General features: G+C 41.9%; 14 protein-coding genes. 3 read left to right on the forward strand and 11 right to left on the reverse strand.

Going from position 1 to position 18,005, the window contains the following annotated elements; translation table 11 throughout:
* Positions 1–246 precede the first annotated feature (246 nt).
* The gene (locus tag ACH8E3_RS14300) at positions 247–1,266 is read right to left on the reverse strand and encodes a Gfo/Idh/MocA family protein (protein ID WP_458633322.1); all 1,020 of its coding nucleotides are present in this window, start codon (positions 1,264–1,266) and stop codon (positions 247–249) included.
* A 39-nt stretch (positions 1,267–1,305) separates the two neighbouring features.
* Positions 1,306–2,076 carry a sugar phosphate isomerase/epimerase family protein gene (locus tag ACH8E3_RS14305; protein WP_458633323.1) on the reverse strand — a complete coding sequence of 257 codons (771 nt, stop codon included), beginning with the start codon at positions 2,074–2,076 and terminating at the stop codon, positions 1,306–1,308.
* Between the two features lie 140 nt (positions 2,077–2,216).
* On the opposite strand from ACH8E3_RS14305, the gene ACH8E3_RS14310 reads away from it, so the two are divergent.
* Complete coding sequence (locus tag ACH8E3_RS14310; protein WP_458633324.1) at positions 2,217–3,029, forward strand: AraC family transcriptional regulator; 813 nt, start codon at positions 2,217–2,219, stop codon at positions 3,027–3,029.
* Here ACH8E3_RS14310 and ACH8E3_RS14315 read toward each other — a convergent pair whose 3' ends face one another.
* The 6 genes from ACH8E3_RS14315 to ACH8E3_RS14340 all read right to left on the reverse strand — a co-directional run bounded on the left by ACH8E3_RS14315 (position 3,030) and on the right by ACH8E3_RS14340 (position 10,135).
* Positions 3,030–5,210 carry a DEAD/DEAH box helicase gene (locus ACH8E3_RS14315; protein ID WP_458633325.1) on the reverse strand — a complete coding sequence of 727 codons (2,181 nt, stop codon included), beginning with the start codon at positions 5,208–5,210 and terminating at the stop codon, positions 3,030–3,032.
* Entirely contained in the window at positions 5,207–6,526 is a 1,320-nt protein-coding gene (locus ACH8E3_RS14320; protein WP_458633326.1) for an ATP-binding protein, read from the reverse strand. Before ACH8E3_RS14320 ends, ACH8E3_RS14315 begins: the two co-directional genes overlap by 4 nt.
* 13 nt (positions 6,527–6,539) lie before the next feature.
* Positions 6,540–8,969 carry a TerB N-terminal domain-containing protein gene (locus ACH8E3_RS14325; RefSeq protein ID WP_458633327.1) on the reverse strand — a complete coding sequence of 810 codons (2,430 nt, stop codon included), beginning with the start codon at positions 8,967–8,969 and terminating at the stop codon, positions 6,540–6,542.
* 145 nt (positions 8,970–9,114) lie between these two features.
* Positions 9,115–9,492, reverse strand: coding sequence for a rhodanese-like domain-containing protein (locus ACH8E3_RS14330; RefSeq protein WP_458633328.1), 378 nt, complete (start codon positions 9,490–9,492; stop codon positions 9,115–9,117).
* 22 nt (positions 9,493–9,514) lie between these two features.
* Positions 9,515–9,826, reverse strand: a complete 312-nt coding sequence (locus ACH8E3_RS14335) for a rhodanese-like domain-containing protein (RefSeq protein WP_458633329.1) — start codon at positions 9,824–9,826, stop codon at positions 9,515–9,517.
* A gap of 42 nt (positions 9,827–9,868) precedes the next feature.
* Entirely contained in the window at positions 9,869–10,135 is a 267-nt protein-coding gene (locus ACH8E3_RS14340; RefSeq protein WP_458633330.1) for a metal-sensitive transcriptional regulator, read from the reverse strand.
* A gap of 311 nt (positions 10,136–10,446) precedes the next feature.
* Here ACH8E3_RS14340 and ACH8E3_RS14345 point away from each other — a divergent pair, with 311 nt between their 5' ends.
* Entirely contained in the window at positions 10,447–12,138 is a 1,692-nt protein-coding gene (locus ACH8E3_RS14345) for a methyl-accepting chemotaxis protein (protein ID WP_458633331.1), read from the forward strand.
* A gap of 64 nt (positions 12,139–12,202) precedes the next feature.
* On the opposite strand, the gene lpxA is transcribed toward ACH8E3_RS14345, so the two are convergent.
* Positions 12,203–13,000, reverse strand: coding sequence for an acyl-ACP--UDP-N-acetylglucosamine O-acyltransferase (gene lpxA, locus ACH8E3_RS14350; protein ID WP_458633332.1), 798 nt, complete (start codon positions 12,998–13,000; stop codon positions 12,203–12,205).
* A 275-nt stretch (positions 13,001–13,275) separates the two neighbouring features.
* Between lpxA and ACH8E3_RS14355 the strand changes: the two genes are divergently transcribed.
* Positions 13,276–14,391 (forward strand): GNAT family N-acetyltransferase, encoded by a 1,116-nt coding sequence (locus ACH8E3_RS14355; protein WP_458633333.1) that lies wholly within the window; start codon positions 13,276–13,278, stop codon positions 14,389–14,391.
* Between the two features lie 110 nt (positions 14,392–14,501).
* Here ACH8E3_RS14355 and ACH8E3_RS14360 read toward each other — a convergent pair whose 3' ends face one another.
* On the reverse strand, positions 14,502–16,112 hold the full coding sequence (locus tag ACH8E3_RS14360; protein ID WP_458633334.1) for a response regulator transcription factor: 1,611 nt from the start codon (positions 16,110–16,112) through the stop codon (positions 14,502–14,504).
* Positions 16,084–18,003 carry a cache domain-containing sensor histidine kinase gene (locus tag ACH8E3_RS14365; RefSeq protein WP_458633335.1) on the reverse strand — a complete coding sequence of 640 codons (1,920 nt, stop codon included), beginning with the start codon at positions 18,001–18,003 and terminating at the stop codon, positions 16,084–16,086. Before ACH8E3_RS14365 ends, ACH8E3_RS14360 begins: the two co-directional genes overlap by 29 nt.
* Positions 18,004–18,005 lie beyond the last annotated feature (2 nt).

An 18,005-nucleotide genomic window follows, 5' to 3' on the forward strand; every position in this document is an offset into this window, starting at 1 on the left:
AAATACCCTATAGAGTAGACTTTTTTAAAGTGTCTATTCTATAGGGTACATTTTATCCAATGCCTTGGCTTCTTTCACATATATAACGAGAAACGATAGGTCATTTATTCAATTCCATTTAATGAACAAATAGTCGCTGAGTAAATATTACCCTTTGACAGCGCCCGCTACCATTAATCATTTCACTTCCAAGAGCACAAACAAAATAACCTACCACACCCCAATAGGGATATGGTAGGTTATTAATTATAGCTTAATAAATTGACCTGTCGCCTGGGATTCGAATGCAGCCAGAATGACTTGTAATGATTTTAGACCTTCTTCTCCAGAGATCATAGGAGGCGTGTTCGTTACAATGGATTCTACAAATGCATCGATGACGCCGCTTGGTACTTGTTTCTCATTCGTTGACATAGCGCCAACTTTGTAAGTTTCAACTGTACCATTCGTAAGTTCCACGATCACTTCGTCACCTTCTACGGTACCAATCTTCATCACACCATGCTCACACCACAGCACAGTACTGTTGTCTCCACCTCTGTATTGTGTCCAGCTGGCAACTAATGTTCCGATTGCACCGCTTCTCATACGCAAGAGGCAAGTTGCATTATCATCTACTTCTGTACCTTCTTTGTGCAAAGTACCGATAAAGCCAGCTACTTCAGCTACTTCGTCATTCAACAAATAACGGATAAAGTCTGATTTGTGTACGCCAAGGTCGCCCATAGCACCCATGATTGCTTCTTCTTTGCGGAAGAACCAGCTACCTGCACCGTCTACACTCCAGCCTTCCGGACCTGGATGACCAAACGATGTACGGAAATTAAGTACTCTCCCCAACTTACCGGAGTCTAGAATTTCTTTGGCCTTCACGTGAGGAGGCATCAAACGCTGATTGTGTCCTACCATTAGGTACACGCCGTTCTTACGAGCAGCTTCAATCATTTGCTCCCCTTCTTCAGTTGTACAAGCCATTGGTTTCTCAACCAAGACATGTTTACCTGCATTCGCAGCCGCAATAGTCATTGAAGCATGGAGGTAGTTCGGTGTACATACACTAACTGCGTCTACTTCTTCATTAGCTAGTAATTCCTCGAAACTTGCATATCCTTTACCACCATAAGTTTCAGCCATTTTGTTCGCACGCTCGATAATAGGATCCGCAAAAGCAACTAATTCTACTTGTTCGTTCGCTGCGTACTCTGGAATATGTCTACGTTCGGCAATGGCGCCACAGCCGAATACGGCAACTTTAATCTTTGTCATGTTAGTAATCTCCTCTAAGTGAATATATTATAGTTTAAGCTAGTTTAAATAATTTTGTTTAAGCCAGTTGTAGCTATTGGTTATACTTTCAAGGGGCGGATTTTGGCATACGTCCTGCTCCACGATCAACCATTTCACTCCCGCTTTCGAAGAAGCCTCAATAACCGCAGGCAGATTCACTGAACCTTGTCCTAATTCCATCGTCTTCATCTGGCCCAGCTCGTCTGTGCTGAAATCTTTTAGATGAAGGAGTGGTAGACGGCCTGCATATTTGTTCATATACTCAATCGGATTTCTACCTGCGAATTGTACCCAACACACGTCCATCTCCACTTGAACCGCTGTCGATGTGGTTTGATTGAACATGGCATCAAATACGGTATGATCTCCAACTTGACTTTGAAATTCAAATTCATGATTGTGATAACCAAACGTCAATCCCTGTTTACTTACTTCAGTACCTATTTCCTGCAACTCGGAGAATAACTTGCACCATTCTGCACTGCTCCCAGGACGATCTTCGGGCATTAGATAAGGACATATCATAAACTCAGCACCGATAGTTTTCAGGTAATTGATCTCTTTCTGCAAATCCTCACGCATAGCTTGAAGTGAAACATGACTACTGAATCCTTTTAGACCCAACTCATCAAGAAGTGATTTCATCTCTTCAGCGGGAATATCTCCATAACCAGCAAATTCAACACCTTGATAACCAAGCGCCGCCACTTTACGAAGCGTCCCTTCAAAATCTACTGCTGTTTCATCACGGAGAGTGTACAGTTGCAACCCTATATTAATCTTGCTCATAATAACAAGCACCTCAATTCGATTAAATTTATCTTAATTTACTCTTATATCATTCTAAGGCAATTCAGGCTAAAATGAACATATACAATATCGGCAAAACATGAACTATTTGCTCAATATCAATTAGGAGGTTTAATCCTGTGGACACGTCTGTGCTTCTCTGTGATTACTCATATCACTATAAATCATTTAACCACAATCTGAAGAGTGGATTACAGAGCTACCTTTTTCGCCTGCAAACAGAAGGCTCTTGTGAAGTGATTTCAGGTGGTAAAGTATATACCCTAATTGGCGGTGATTTGCTACTACTTCAACCAGGTGATGATTACCAACTAACCGTGAAGGATCCGCCTACAAAAGCGCGCTTATCTAGCGGAGACTATTATTTGTTCTGCCAAGGTTCCTGGATTGATGCTTGGTGGAATAGGCAAGACCGTCCAGTGACTAACCGAATTGGCACCGATGCCCAGCTGATTAGCTTATGGCGCAACCTTCTGTTAGAGAAACGACGCGGTTCGCTAGAGGCAGATGAAGAACTAAAGGATGTACTGTTACGCAGCCTTTGCCTATATATTGATAGAGCCATTAACGAGAATATTCAGACGGACCGGAAAGGTTCAGCGACACTTAAGCTCAAGCGATTCATCGAAGAGCATGCCACAGTGACTTTCAAGCTCGAAGAAGCTGCCAGCTATGCAGGTCTTAGCCTGTCCCGTGCAGTAAGGCTGTTCAAGGAACATTACGGAAAAACAATGATTCAATATGCGATTGAAATCCGTCTCAAAGCTGCTGTAGAGCAAATAAGATACAGTGAATTGACTTTGGAGCATATTGCCGAGACTTGCGGCTTCGCCAGCTACTCTTATTTTCACCGGGTATTCCGACTACACTTCGGCATATCACCTTTAGAGTATCGCTCATTACATCCGCTGACCAAATTAGAATATTCCTGATTAGCTCAAAACCTTAACCAACCCTTTTACATCCAACCCATCGATGGCAAAAGCTCTGCGCACCAGTTCAGGCGGAATGAACTCATCATATTTCCCTAAGTATGGTGCCTCATCTGGGGCTAAGAGGGATATTGGATCCTCACACTGGGTTGTTTCCGCCATGATATGGTCTAGCAGAGATTGTGCGTTCGTTGTTCCCGCTACAACCATATAATAAGGTTCCATCGGAACAATGGATCGAAGACCTAGTTGATCTTTCAGATTATTTTTAAGCAACCGCTCCAAGGTCCGGAATGACTTACTGCCGATCCAAGGCATAATGAAGAAGGAATCTCCACCTGCAGGAATAACAGAACTTCGTAACATACCACTTTCTCGAACAAGACGTCTAGCACGTTCTAATCGATTCACGGCATTAGGAGCAAGATAGGCATATATAACATCCCCATCCAATATCTCACGCATCTTCTGCATGACACGGGTATGAATATCTCCTCCAGCTCCCAACCAAAGTGTATCCACTTTACCCCGTGAAGATTTTACATAGACCGCTTGGTGCTTCGTATCTACCTCTTCTACCTTCCACAGTCTCCCTGCCAGGGAGAAGCAATATCCAGGTGGGGGCACAGTTGTGATCGAGCCAATCTCTTCCGTACCGTGATATACGACATGTTCCTCATCATCTTTGAACACCGCATAGAACCGGAAGTTATTCACGATCCGCTCACCCATAAGACCAATAATAAGAGTACCCTCTTCGGTGCGCTGAATATGGTCTGTCTGCAATAAATAATTCAGTAGAATCTTATAATCCTCAGGTTGAATCTGTTTAAAAGACGGTAATGTAAGCACGGCTCTTGCTAGCTCGCCAGGTTCTGCTTCGCCAAGACTCTTCAGGGTACTCATCGTTTGATGATACAGCAGGCCCATAGGCATCTGACGAACATCTAATGGTTCCACCCATTTCTCCCGAACATACAACTCAATTACAGCAATCGCACGCAGTAACATCCATGGCATACGCGCAGGTAATTGCGCCTCTTCATCTTCCTCTTCTGGGCATACGAATAGCATTTCTGATGCGGCATTGCCACGACGTCCTGATCTTCCCAACCTTTGCACAAAGCTTGAAGCGCTATATGGTGCGCCTAGTTGAACAACTCGCTCTAATTGCCCGAGGTCAATCCCAAGCTCCAACGTTAACGTTGCCGCGGCAACCGCAGGGCCGTACCCTGTACGAAGTGCAGCTTCTGCTTCTTCACGTAACATAGCCGATATACTACCATGATGCACATAGAACACATCTTGTTCATGTCGCTTTGCTGCGATACGTCGAAGCTCGAGCGTCATTAATTCCGCATCAGAACGGCTATTGGTGAACACCAACGCTTTCTTATGATGCGTATGATCGTATATATAATCATGATAAGCTTGCTTCGCATTTTCTAACAATTTTGCCTCTTCTTGGTTCTTGGTATCTGGGAAGGAGAAGTGCTCGACGCTCAACTTCAGCCTACGCCCACCTTCTGGCGATACGATCTCGGTCACCTTATCTGTCCCTGCGCTGATCCACTGCATAGCCGTATCGTAATCGCTTAGCGTTGCCGACAGTCCAATTCTTCGAGGCGTACAATAAGCCATTCGTTGTATTCTAGCAAGCTGGCACAGCACTTGAATACCACGGTCTGAACCCATAAAGGCATGTACTTCATCAATGATGATATACCGCAGATCATGGAATAATGCGGGGATGGCATTCGGTCTGTTCATGAGTAGCCCTTCAAGCGATTCGGGTGTAATCTGTAATACGCCAGATGGATTCTTCATGAGCTTCGTCTTCTCGGATTGCGATACATCCCCATGCCAATGCCATACGGGTATGCTAGCTTCTTGAAGCAATTCATGTAATCGCTCGAACTGATCATTAATTAATGCCTTCAGTGGACTAATATAGAGAATACCAACCGACTTAGAAGGTCTTTCATGTAGTTCTGTTAATGCTGGGAAAAATACAGCTTCAGTCTTGCCAGAAGCCGTACCCGAAGCGATAAGCAGATGGTTCTGCGTGTCGAATAGAACTCGACAAGCTTCTACTTGTGCTTCACGTAGCTCATCCCATCTTTTCCGATATATAAATTCCTGAATAAACGGAGCCAATCGATAGAACGGATTATCGGTCATAACTCGAACTCCGCTAGGAAGTCATCCACTTCGTCCGGTTCATCCACAGCAGCCGCAATATGTCGATCGCCGATAAGTTCAGTAAAGGTCTGCTCCGGATTCTGATGAAGTGTATTCAATAAATCCATGAAGTCTCTTACAATTTCACGTGTTGTCAGTAATTCATCTGCACCTAATCGACCTACGGCAAGCTCCATGAACTGGACCAGTTGCGCATCACTCAAAGTAGATTCATAACTATAGTGCATCGCATGAATACTGCTTAACTTCTGTAATAGAATCAAGATCTCCTCATGTGACAACATGTTTAGGCGAAGCATAGGCCCTGTGTAATTCTTCAGTCCTTCGGCCCCATACCTTCCTTCAACTAAGCGTGATCTTAATGCTTCATAACTAAATAATCCTCGACGTGGGTCCTCGACGAATTGTGGTGTTCCGCCTAAGAATATACCTAAATGTTCTGCCTTACCCTGCATCGTATCATTGAACATCATCAGTAACTTCTCGTAGTTGCTTTGGCGAGAGATACTATTTGTTATTTTGTATAGATTAACGCCCTCATCAATGAACAGTAGCAAGCCTTTGTAGCCGATTCGAGCCACGAACTCTGACCATAACTTCATATAGTCATACCAGTTACTATCATCGATAATAACACCGACATCAATTGATCTTCGCGCTTCTGTCTTCGTCGCATATTCGCCACGTAACCAACGAAGCGCCGCTTGTTTACCTTCATCATCAGCTAGCTTATAACTATTCCAATAAGAGGCCAATACTTTGGCGAAATCGAAACCGTGTACCATGTTCTGCATTTCTTGCGTGATACCGAAGATTCGTAACTCTACTTCTTGATTGAATGCAAGATCATTCGGTCGAAGACCGAGCTCCTGCATGACCGATTGCTGAATGGAAGCTATCCATTTCTGTAAAATCACTTCAAGTGCACCGCCATCTGGACGGGTGCGTGTGGATAAGTTCGTCATCAGTTCACGATACGTCGCTAATCCCTGTCCTTTGGTGCCAACCAATCTTCGTTCGGGCGATAGATCAGCGTCTGCCACAACAAATTCTCGATCCATCGCATAATTACGTATCATCTGTAACAGAAAGCTCTTTCCGCTTCCGTATCGTCCAGTAATTAGCTTGAACATCGCTCCGCCCTCGGAGACATTATCCATATCTCGAAGTATCGCTTCAATCTCGTATTTACGTCCTACAGCAATATGCTCTAAGCCGATTCTAGGTACGACACCGGCTGTTAATGAATTAACTAGAGCTGTGGTCATTCTTTTGGGTATTCTTATTTCACTCATATTGCTCACCTCTTCAAGTTGCTTTCATTAGATTAGCCAGCATGGGTTCGTAGTCTTCTATCAACCCATCACCTTCTATGATAAGGTCACCAATGGTATCCATCGCGATCTCATTAATATCATCTAGTAGCAATTCTGGCATGGTTCCTGCTTGATCTGCAATATGTCCTAGTTCAATAAGGCCTAGCCCCTGCTTCAGAACATAGATAGCTTCTAATTGAGTTTGGCTTAATCCCTTCACAAATTGCATCCATTCTTCTGGTAATTCTGTGGTATCCCATGTTATGGGGGATTGTGCCACGACAGGTTCTTCTATAAAAGGGGCTACGAATACTACGATATCTTCCGTCGCATCCGCTTCATCTATATTTACAGTCAACATATCTCGAACGGACTCCGAATCTTCTTGAATTCGGGCAAGCTTCACTTCATCAATAACGACGCTTGGACGTTGTGCTTCGGGAGATGGTGACTTTAGCATGCGTTCTAGATAGCGGGACACTAACATTTCAATCTCTGGTTCGAGTTCGATCCCGCGCAGCTTTCCTTTCACATTCATATGCTCACGCAACTTATTCTCCGTCAGTCGAATCAAGTGTGTGATGTACTCTCTTAAAGGGACGTGCTCACTAATCTTTGACACAAAAATCGTTGTAAATCTACCGTACAGCGATTCATCATACGTTGCACTTTGGAACAGCTCTCTTTCCTTGCTTACGGGTGAACCTGGAGAGAATATCTCAATGAAACGTAAGCCTTGTTGTTTGCTGAAGTAAGCATCCACAAGAGCCAGTACCTTGGGCGCATATTCATGCAGAAGTGCATCTCCACCTTCGAGATAGAACTTACTCTTACGAACGTCAACATCTAACAACCGTACCAACAAGGTGAACGGGATATCTAATGTTTCCGCATGGAATCTATACATTAATTCTAATTCTAAGAGATCACCAGACAGCCCATGAGGTGCATAACCCAACACATCCTCATGAGGTACTGACAGCTGATGGACTAGAACGAAGTCCGTGATCCACTCTATCATATATGATGTAAGCTTCGGATGTCGTTCACGATAGGCCACCCATACATCAAGCATCAGATGATACCCTTCCATGCCATTCTTCCAACCTATGCCGTTAATTAACTCATATACATATAGAAAAACATAAGAAAGACTAGTATCGGGATAGCGTTGCCCCCGAACTTCACCCCTCCAATAGAAATACCACCTAGATTGTGAACTTGTCATACTGTCGTAAGTAGGCCAGTAATGAAAATAAGGTATATGTGTAGCGGATGAATCGATCTTGTCCTCTAATAATCTAGCTCTTGTCGTGAAAAAGTGTTCCATCCGATGGAGAACCGGAACTTGTCGAGGTACTTCATTCCTTATAACTTCCGCCATTTCTCTTCGTGGAATCGGCGTTCCCTTTTCCAAATGATCGCTCTCTAGTTGCATCTCCGTCATATGAAGGGGTGTAGACTCCTGTTGTTGAACAACCATTGGATGGCTCACCATCCTTCTGTAGGCACGTGGCAGTTCTTTTCTTACTTGATTAGGGTTATAGATGACGTATTTAGCTAAGGTGTAATCATTGATTTTCAATAAATTCATATGGGCGGTGGACACATACGATTGTGCTATGTAGTCCGCTTCAGAATACACAGCAAGCTTTAGTCGTGATTTCATCTTCTTCAATTGCTTAAAGATCTGAGTCGTGCTGCTCTTGGTCAGGTCATCCGGTTCAAGCATGATGATGATATCGAAGGATATCTTCTCTAACTGGTGTTGCTTAGCTACACTTGGTGTCGAAATGATCACGCCGTTGGTCCCTATTTGTTGCTTGATCTGATCTTTACCACTAACAGTAAGCCACATCGTATCCAGTTCTGCCCAACTCTCCCTTAGCTTGTCCAGCAAAGCCTTCTTACCGACCACTAGAATCTGTGTTTCTGGATATTCATACATGATGTCATTCATGAAAGATTGTAGCTCCTGCGCATGAGGTAAAGCTCCACCTCGAATACCACCGTTCAATCCCCATGTCCTAAGGAAATTCAAATGATCATAAATAGGAGAATCTCCCATGTATGGCCATTGTAAATCTGGAAATACGATAGCACTCCATGCCCCTTGCAACCTATCACTTCCACGAGCAATGATCTCCGAGGGCGTAAGTTGATAAGGTCTATCTAACAGGGCTCCTTGAATCGTTCTTCCCATAGGTCCTAGTCCCGCTTCTCTAAGCGTATTCACAGACACATAACCATCCAGAACGGGGACGAGGGGTTGATCGGGCTTGATGCATCGTGATACTTCAGCCGCAGACAATCTCGTCGCATTTATTGTGAGTACAGGTATGGCAAATGCTTGACCCACACCACGACTCACTTTCGTATAACCTTCCAGTACTAGTTCAGCTTCATGATACGTTGTAGGCATATCATCCACCTCCCCTCTTTATTTACATGCCGTTGTTCCATTTCTTTAGATTATATCATTATTTGGGTTCATATCCGATGGAAGACTTCGGATTGAAGTCACAAAACAGCGATTCCCCTAGTAGCTGAGAATCGCCGTTACATGATTATTTCGTTATCTTCCCTCTCCAAGCTCCGATACCACCCTGTAAATGAGCTAACTGTGTATATCCGTTCTTGCCCAGGATTCCGGCAGCTTTGCCACTGCGCATACCACTTCTACAGTACAATAGTAGTTCCCGGTTCTTAGGAATGTCCGATAGCCGTTGATTTAATTGTGATAAGGGTATGTTCTTGGCACTTCGAATATACCCTCCTGCGAATTCATTGGGCTCCCGCACATCAATTAACATGGGCGAGGGTGTCTTGCTCATTTCATTACGGAATTCTTCTTCTCTTAAACTTCTTACATTCTTTGTTGATGCCAATCTTGTATACATCAACCAGATGACCATCACAACCAGTAGAATATAAACTATGTTCAACTCATTTACCTCCCCTATTTACTTAGACTAATTCACCACGCCAGGCACTCAATCCACCTGAAATATTGATAGCGTTAAATCCTCTTTCATTTAATAACTCGCATGCTAGTCCACTACGACCTCCACTTGCGCACATTACGAACATTTCCTTTGTTGTATCGAATTCATCTAATCTCTCTAATAGTTGTCCGAGCGGAATATGTGTAGCACCTTCGACATGTGCTTGTAACCATTCTTGTGGTTCTCGAACATCAATAATCATAAGTGACTCTCCATTAGTTAGTCGTGTGGCGAGTTCCTCTGTTGTTATTTCCTTGCTAACGTTAAATGCCATTTCGTATTCTCCTTTATTGTTCTTGATATATGACAAGCTGAATTAACGACTTTTCACTAACAACTCAACCGCTTCTTGAACGATTCTTTGGGTATCCTTCCCCTCATGGTGTTCTTCCAATAAACAATGTTGAAGGTTCTCTGCTACGATATGAGCGATCGCTTTATCCGATCCATTACGAACGGCTGATAATTGGCTTACCACTTCTTTGCACGATTTCCCTTCTTCCATTAACCTCAGGACACCGCGTACTTGCCCTTCCATTCTTCTAAGGCGTTTCTTCAAATCTTCATTGTAGGTATAATCCATTGGTTACACACCCTTTATTAAAAGAACTCACTTATACACATACCCCTATGGGTATAACAATACTATAATACTATTTGTTTCTTTCGTCAACACTACTCTACACTCCGTAAATGACCTGCAACTTATTCATGCTATAAATCTTTCACCATGTTGATTGTTAATATACCTGTAAATTCAGCTATATGATTCATAATAACTACGTCTATTAGCCTATTAATAAAGGGTTCTCATTATCCGATATCAATGGAATACATGATACCCAACGTCACTTATGCATTATGTATTATTAACTATATATCAGGGGGTATATTATGCGGTCTGTTAGAAGTAAGCTAATCGGTTCATTCTCAGTAGTACTAATATTTGTAATTGTGTTATCCATCGTTGGATTGGGTGGAATCGGAAATATGAATAGATTAACAAATGAGGTTACTGGTCGATGGATGTACGGCATTCAAACGATTGATCAGGTTAACTTAAATATTGAACAATACGTAGGTGCATTTAATAAACAAGCAATGACCAAAGACCCACAAGAATTGGAGAAGGTGAACGCTTCAATCAATACCCTTTTTGGTCAAATTAATGAGGGTATACAGAAATACGAGAACATCGTTCAGACCGAAGAAGATAAGCAGATATATGCTGATCTCAAATCCGCTTGGTCTAACTTTACTACTGGAATGGAGAAGATCAGCTCCGGTTCACTTAACGCAACTGAGATGTCTACTACCTCACAAGAGATCACACAGGCCTTCGATAAGATAAGAGCAACGATTGCTTCGATTATCGAGAGCAACCAAGCTGGAGCCATACAGAGTGAACAGGCAAGCAAAGACTTGTTCATGAGCACTAGAACGACCTTCTTCTTCATTGGTATGGCCGTATTAGTTATTATCTTCCTTCTTGCATGGCTACTAACTCGCAATTTAACAACACCGTTGTTCGCTACAACAGCCACGATGAATCGTATTGCAACAGGTGACCTGACTGTACAACCTATGGTTATTAATCGTAAAGATGAATTCGGTACGATGATGGAAGCTGTCAATCGAACCGTTGCTAACCTTCAGTTATCGGTTAAACAGATGCAAGATGCCTCGAATTCCGTAGCAACTTCATCTTTGCAATTGTTCTCCAGTTCTGAGCAGAACTCAGAAGCGGCTCGTCATGTTGCAGAGTCCATTCAGCAAGTAGCTATCGGTTCTGAAGAGCAAGCGAGCATATCTTCGGAATGTGGTCGTGTTATACACGAAATGGCACAAGGCGTTGGTCGTATTGCTGAATCTGCGGGGGAAGTATCTGAATTATCACAGCATGCTGCTTCACAGGCAACGATGGGATCTGACAAAATGATTGATGTTTCGGATCGGATGAAGACTCTAAGTGAATCTGTAGCGCTTGCTAGTCAGACGATTCACAATTTGGAGCAACAAACGGAAGAAATCAGCAAGATGTCCACATTAATCAGAGAAATTGCAGCACAGACCAATCTTCTTGCACTGAATGCCAATATTGAAGCAGCTCGTGCGGGTGAGCATGGACGAGGATTCGCAATTGTGGCAGCTGAAGTACGTAAGCTAGCTACTCAGAGCGATCAATCCTCTCATGGTATAACGGACTTAATCGAAATGATCAAACGAGATACATTAGTAGCTGTTAACACAATGGAACGAAGTCTAGTAGATGTGCAAGAAGGTGTTCTATCCGTTTCCCATGCTGAAGAAGCATTTAAGGAAATTGTAACATCCACAACCGATGTATCGTTAAGAGTGCAGGAGACGGCTGCGGCTACACAAGAGCTTGCTGCAAGTTCAGAAGAAGTGGCGGCTTCGATTGCCAACATGGGACACATCGCACAACAGACGGCAGACATGTCTCAACAAGTTGCTGCATCGACTGAAGAACAATTGGCTTCAAGTGAGGAAATTACTTATTCATCCCAATCCTTATCTGATATTTCTAAAGCTTTGAAGGCATTAGTTAGTAAGTTCACGTTGTAAATAAATACAAGAGGGATATAGGAACTTTTCTACTATTAGAAACGTTCCTATATCCCTCTTTGTTCTATTTAGCCTGCCTAGCGATTCCCCGTGAAGAGTCTAAAATGAAATGTTTGACTTGATCGACTTCTGGTGAAGGCGGATAGGATTCCAATTCTCTTAGTGCGGAACTAACACTCAGACCCGAGCGAAACAATATGCGATGAATATTCTTGATTTGTTTAATTTTCTCGTTGGTAAATCCATTCCGACGAAGCCCAACTGCATTGATATTATAGATGACTAATGGATTTCCACTGCCCAGCATATATGGGATAATATCTTGCGTGACGCCTGACATTCCACCCACCATTGCATATTTACCAATACGGCAATTCTGATGAACGCCCGTCATTCCACCAATCACTACATAATCTTCTACTTGCACATGCCCCGCAAGCTGGACGGCATTCGCAATAACAATATAATTGGCAAGTGTCACATCATGTGCTATTTGCACATAAGGCATGATCAGATTATGATTGCCAACGGTAGTTATGCCTGTACCTGCCTGTGTGCCACGACTGATGATGGCATATTCTCTAATCGTATTATAATCACCGATATTCGTATAAGCTAGTTCTCCTTTATACTTCAGATCTGGTGGTATTTGCCCAAGAATCGCACCTTGGGAGACGATATTGTGTTGACCAAGATAGGTATGTTCTTCAATATTCACATGTGAACCTATCGTGCAGTGATCACCAATACGAACATCCTTTCCAATAAGTGTGTACGGACCAATAGTTACATCGTGACCAATGTGGGCGTCTTCATGAATAATTGCAGTAGGATGAATATACGAATGCAGAATTGCAGACATTAAGTTCCACTCCTTCATGAGTAAGTATTCAAATGACCATATGATGAGAATCAACTGTAAGCAATACATTATTACCCATTATTATCCTCAAATATTATATTCACCCTTATATTCCACTTTCCTCTTTTAGGTTTAAATATAATATACTTTATTATTCTTCATCGCCATCATCTATCCATAGCAAAGCTACCATGGAACATTTATACTTAAGTTAATTCAGAATTCTACGATAGTTTTCCATTTGAATGAGCTATCTAGAGCAGGAGGAAATACAAATGGAATTAAGGCTGATTAGAGAAAACGAACTAAAAGAAGCTGTACTTTTAGCAGATCGTATATTTTGTGCAGAGGGCGAGCATAATATGGGAATTTCCTTCCCGACCCTATTCCAACCTGGTATTAGTCATTCTTATGCTGCATTTAACGATGAAGGCAAGCTCATCGCTTTCATTGGAATGGTACCACTCCTGATACAGTCTGCGAAGGCACGTCTACAGGCCTATTCCATCGGTGCAGTCTGCACAGACCCTGCATATCAAGGTCAAAGAATAGCGGGACAATTGTTAACCTTGTGTCAACAACATGCCAAAGACGCTGGTGCATCCTTATTGTTCATTTCGGGTGATCGTTCTTTATATACGAGAGCTGGTAGCGTCAGCTTCGGACGATCAATCCATTATGTGATCGACGATAATACAATGCTAACATCTGATGTCCAATCATGTCAGTTGACTGTATCTGATATGAAGCCACAGGATATGTTTTATATTCATGACTTAATGATGCAGAAATCCGCTGCGATTCAATGGAGCATGGCCGAGCTTGCTCAATTTATTGGTGCAAGTCCCATGGCTAGCATTCATCATATGAATCAACATGTGCGAATAGCAAGAACAGCCGATCAAAGAATCGTTGCTGTTGCTATATTCGCAATACCAAAAGCTGATTCGATAGACAATGCTGGAACACTTGTTGAATATGCGGGAGAGCCGACAGCTGTCGCTGCAATGATCTCAGACGCCATGACTCATTATAGTCTACATAGCTTAAGCGTCACCTTGCCGTGGCAGGACGTAGAACTTGCGAATCAACTTCAAGGATCCGATGCCACTATGGAAAGACAAGAGAATGCAGGCTTGGTTCTTGTTGTTGATGCTGAGTCTTTAATTAACCAAGCTGGTTATGGTGAAGGTACCCATGATAGTACAACGATCACCACTTCGCCTGATGGAACTTATCAATTAAATACGCCTGATGGTTCGTCCAACATTGGCGGAAATCGCGAGCTATGTTCGCTCTTATTCGATCCTGATTCTACTGTAGAGCAACATTCGGATCATAGACTTGATACGATTGCTTTACCCTATATGTATGGATTATATTTCATTTAATGGTTCTTAATCATGAGGACACCACTTTTTCTTACATCAAAAGCCGAGATGGACTTTCCATCTCGGCTTTGTTTACTTCTTGAATTAAATAATTAATCACATTATAAATCTCATACTCGATCGATGGATGCAGACACATCCTTTACTCGTTCATCTGCCTGAACCTTGACTCGGTACTCATGAGGCGTAATTCCCTCTAATTCTTTAAATACACGTGAGAATTGCTTACTACTCTCGAAACCAACTGCTTCTCCTATCGCGGACAACTTCAATGAACTTTCCAGCAACAATTCCTTCGATTTCCGAATACGGACTTTTTTCAAATATAGAACAAAGCTTTCCCCTGTATATGCTTTAAAAGCCTCACTGAAATAGGAATAACTCAGAGACACATGATTGCTTACGCTCGCCATATTCAACGGACGCGAATAATACTCTTCTATAAAAGCGACAGCTTCTTTCATATCCCCATTCTCCGTATAGGCCAATCGAACTTGCGTCACATAATCATTCACACTAATGAGTAGATGTTCCAATTTACGATAATAGTCATGAAAACTTTGAAAGTTGAACATATTACCGACCTTTTTGTATAACTTGAGGACTTCTACAGAAGATTCGCCGTATACGAGGAACACTTCGTCTAATACCTTCTCATTGATCAATTTACTTATACGTTCCAAATAGGAAATGTCTATCCGTTGTAAATGTTCCGTTTGAAAAATAGAACCTAGTAGAACCAGCATCTCTTTCTCTCGTCCTGTACCTAGCATGTTAGCTAATTTATGAATATTCTCAAAAGGTAGTGGGAAACTACATCTGTCCCCTTTAACCATTTCATATTCAATGAAATTAGCCTGAGGATACACGAATGTGTACTGTAGTGCCCGAAGAGCTTCTACATATTGACGTCTAATATCCAATATTTGATATGCATCCGTACTACTGATACCCATACGCATTCCATGCCAACCTTTAATCTCAGCCTGTTGTGACAATTCATGAAAGAGACTCTTTGGACTCCCCATCAAGATTATCTTTCCTTCGTGGTCTGATGTCAGAACTTCTAGTTTGCCATCCAACGTTCCAGATAATCGTTCAATTACGTTCTGTGTCTCATTTGGGCTCATCCTAGATCCATCCCCATATTGAAAACTAACAACTGCTAATGTAAGTGGCTTCCCGTATTTCTGAAATTCAATATCACAACTATACTTCTCCAGTTCCTCTTGCGATATATTGCCCGCATGAATCAACAATTGCTGCATTCGACTTGAACGAAGACCCTTTTGGAACAACTCATTTTCCTTGGCACGTTGCTGATTAATCATTTCATGCTCGGTTAATTCCTTCTCAATACGCTTCAGTAGATCAAATAATTCTTCCCGACGAATCGGCTTTAGAAGATAATCCTTCACCTGATGTTTAATCGCAGTCTTCGCATATACGAAATCGTCATAACCACTCAATATGATAATAATCGGTCCGTCACCGACCTTTGATATAGCTAATTCCTCTAGAAGACGGACTCCATCCATTACAGGCATACGTATATCCGTAATTATAATTTCAACAGGTGTACTATTATAAGTATCCAATGCACTCTGTCCGTTAACCGCCAAAAGAATGTCATACATGTCGGGATACTCCCGTTCGATCATAGTCTTCAAGCCATATCGAATATTCTTCTCATCATCCACGATCATCAGAGTACGCTTCATTGGTGCTTCCCCCCGTCAACAATACTCTTGGTAATGTTATGACTACCTTCGTATATATACCTTCTACACTTGATATCTTCAAGCCATATTTCATACCATAGTAAAGTTTAATTCTTTGGTGGACGTTACACAATCCAATCCCAGCGATAGATCTTATTTCACTTCCCTTGTTTCTTTCTGAGCCATTCTGAATATCGAACTGTACGTCGCATATTTTTTCGTTTAGTTCTAAGAGTTGATCACTTCCCATACCTTGTCCATTGTCTGTAATGGAAATACAAATATCATCTTTAACGATCTCAACTACGATATCCAATCTCTTATCCTTTACCTCAGAATCTAATCCCGACCAACCATGTTTGACACTATTCTCTACAATGGGTTGAAGTGACATTTTTAATACTTCGAACTCCATATTGTGGGGTGTAATATCCATAATTAACGAAATTGGTTCCTCGTAACGTATATTCATGACATCAATGTAGTTCTCAATATGTCTAATCTCATCTTTTAATTTGACGTACTCCTCTGACCATTTGAAATTATAACGCATCATCCCACCTAGTGACGTTAACGCATCGGATATCTTAATATGATTGTCTATTTCTGCAAGCATTTTGATATTCTCTAACGTATTGTAGAGGAAGTGGGAATCAATCTGATTATGTAGCGATCTCAACTCCGCCTCTTTGGTTAGCGCCTGCTTACGAACAGCTACAGCAACAAGTTCATTGATTTTGTGCATTAATTTATTGAAATGGTGGGCAAGTTCCCCGATCTCTCCACCACCCCGAATCGTCACACCTGTGTAAAGTTCACCCCGACGGGCTTTTTTCATTGCTTCTGTAAGTTTTACTAAATCCTTTAGAATAATCGTGTTTAATACATAGGCTATTACCGTAAATAACACTACAAATATAATGTTGGTTCCTATCGTTTGGTTCCGGATCACAGATATATCCTTCAAGACATCCTCCATCGAGACAACGCTCAGCAAATAAGCACCTATACGTTCAATGGGAACTTGAATGAACAAGAATGATTTACCGTTCTCATGATACTGAGTATCCCACTCTACACCTAAGAGAAGAGACTCGAAACGATCTTGAATAGCCTGATTCATCTTCTTATTATCCTCGAGGAGAGACTGTTCCTGTCTTGTAAACATTTGCATATCGCCATCAATTAGGAACAGTTGTGATTGATCTTCCTGTATTTCCGAGAACGTCCTAGGTGAGAATTTAGATAGGAACATGTCCACTTGAATAATACCTGAATGTACACCTTTAGGCATATTAATCTCTCGAAGCAAAGAAACTTTCGGCTTCTTCTCTGCTAATACATCAATATCCCTCTTCGTAAAGTCTATATCATCATCTTGAAAATACCATATTTGTTGATCTCCTAGTCCAAGCGTCTGAGTATACCATGGCTCTTCTCGAATCCTGTCCTCTCGGAAAATAATAGGCCAAAACTCATGTATATTCTTACTGGCGGAGAACAATCTCAAATGTTCAATATTGGGATTGTTAAACTGAATTCGTACTAAATTACGAAATGTAGTCGTGTTAAAATCAATAAGTTCCTCGAGCGAAGCTTCATTCTCGCTCGATAAATAGTTCTCAACTTGATCTGATACCGCCAGTTGACCCGATAACTCCATTGACTCAATCTGATTCAGAATATGTAACTTCTCCATTTCAAGCAAATTAACATTCTTACTAATGGTATCTTTAATGTATGTTTCATTGATCGCATTGAAAGAAGAGATAGAAACAATCAGACTGGGCACCAAAATGATAAGGATATAGGCTGATATCAGACGATTCTGTAACGATCTACGATCCCACCAATATTTGATTGATTGTAAGTAATCAGGTGTCCACTTCATGA

This window comes from Paenibacillus sp. CMAA1364, from assembly GCF_054373195.1.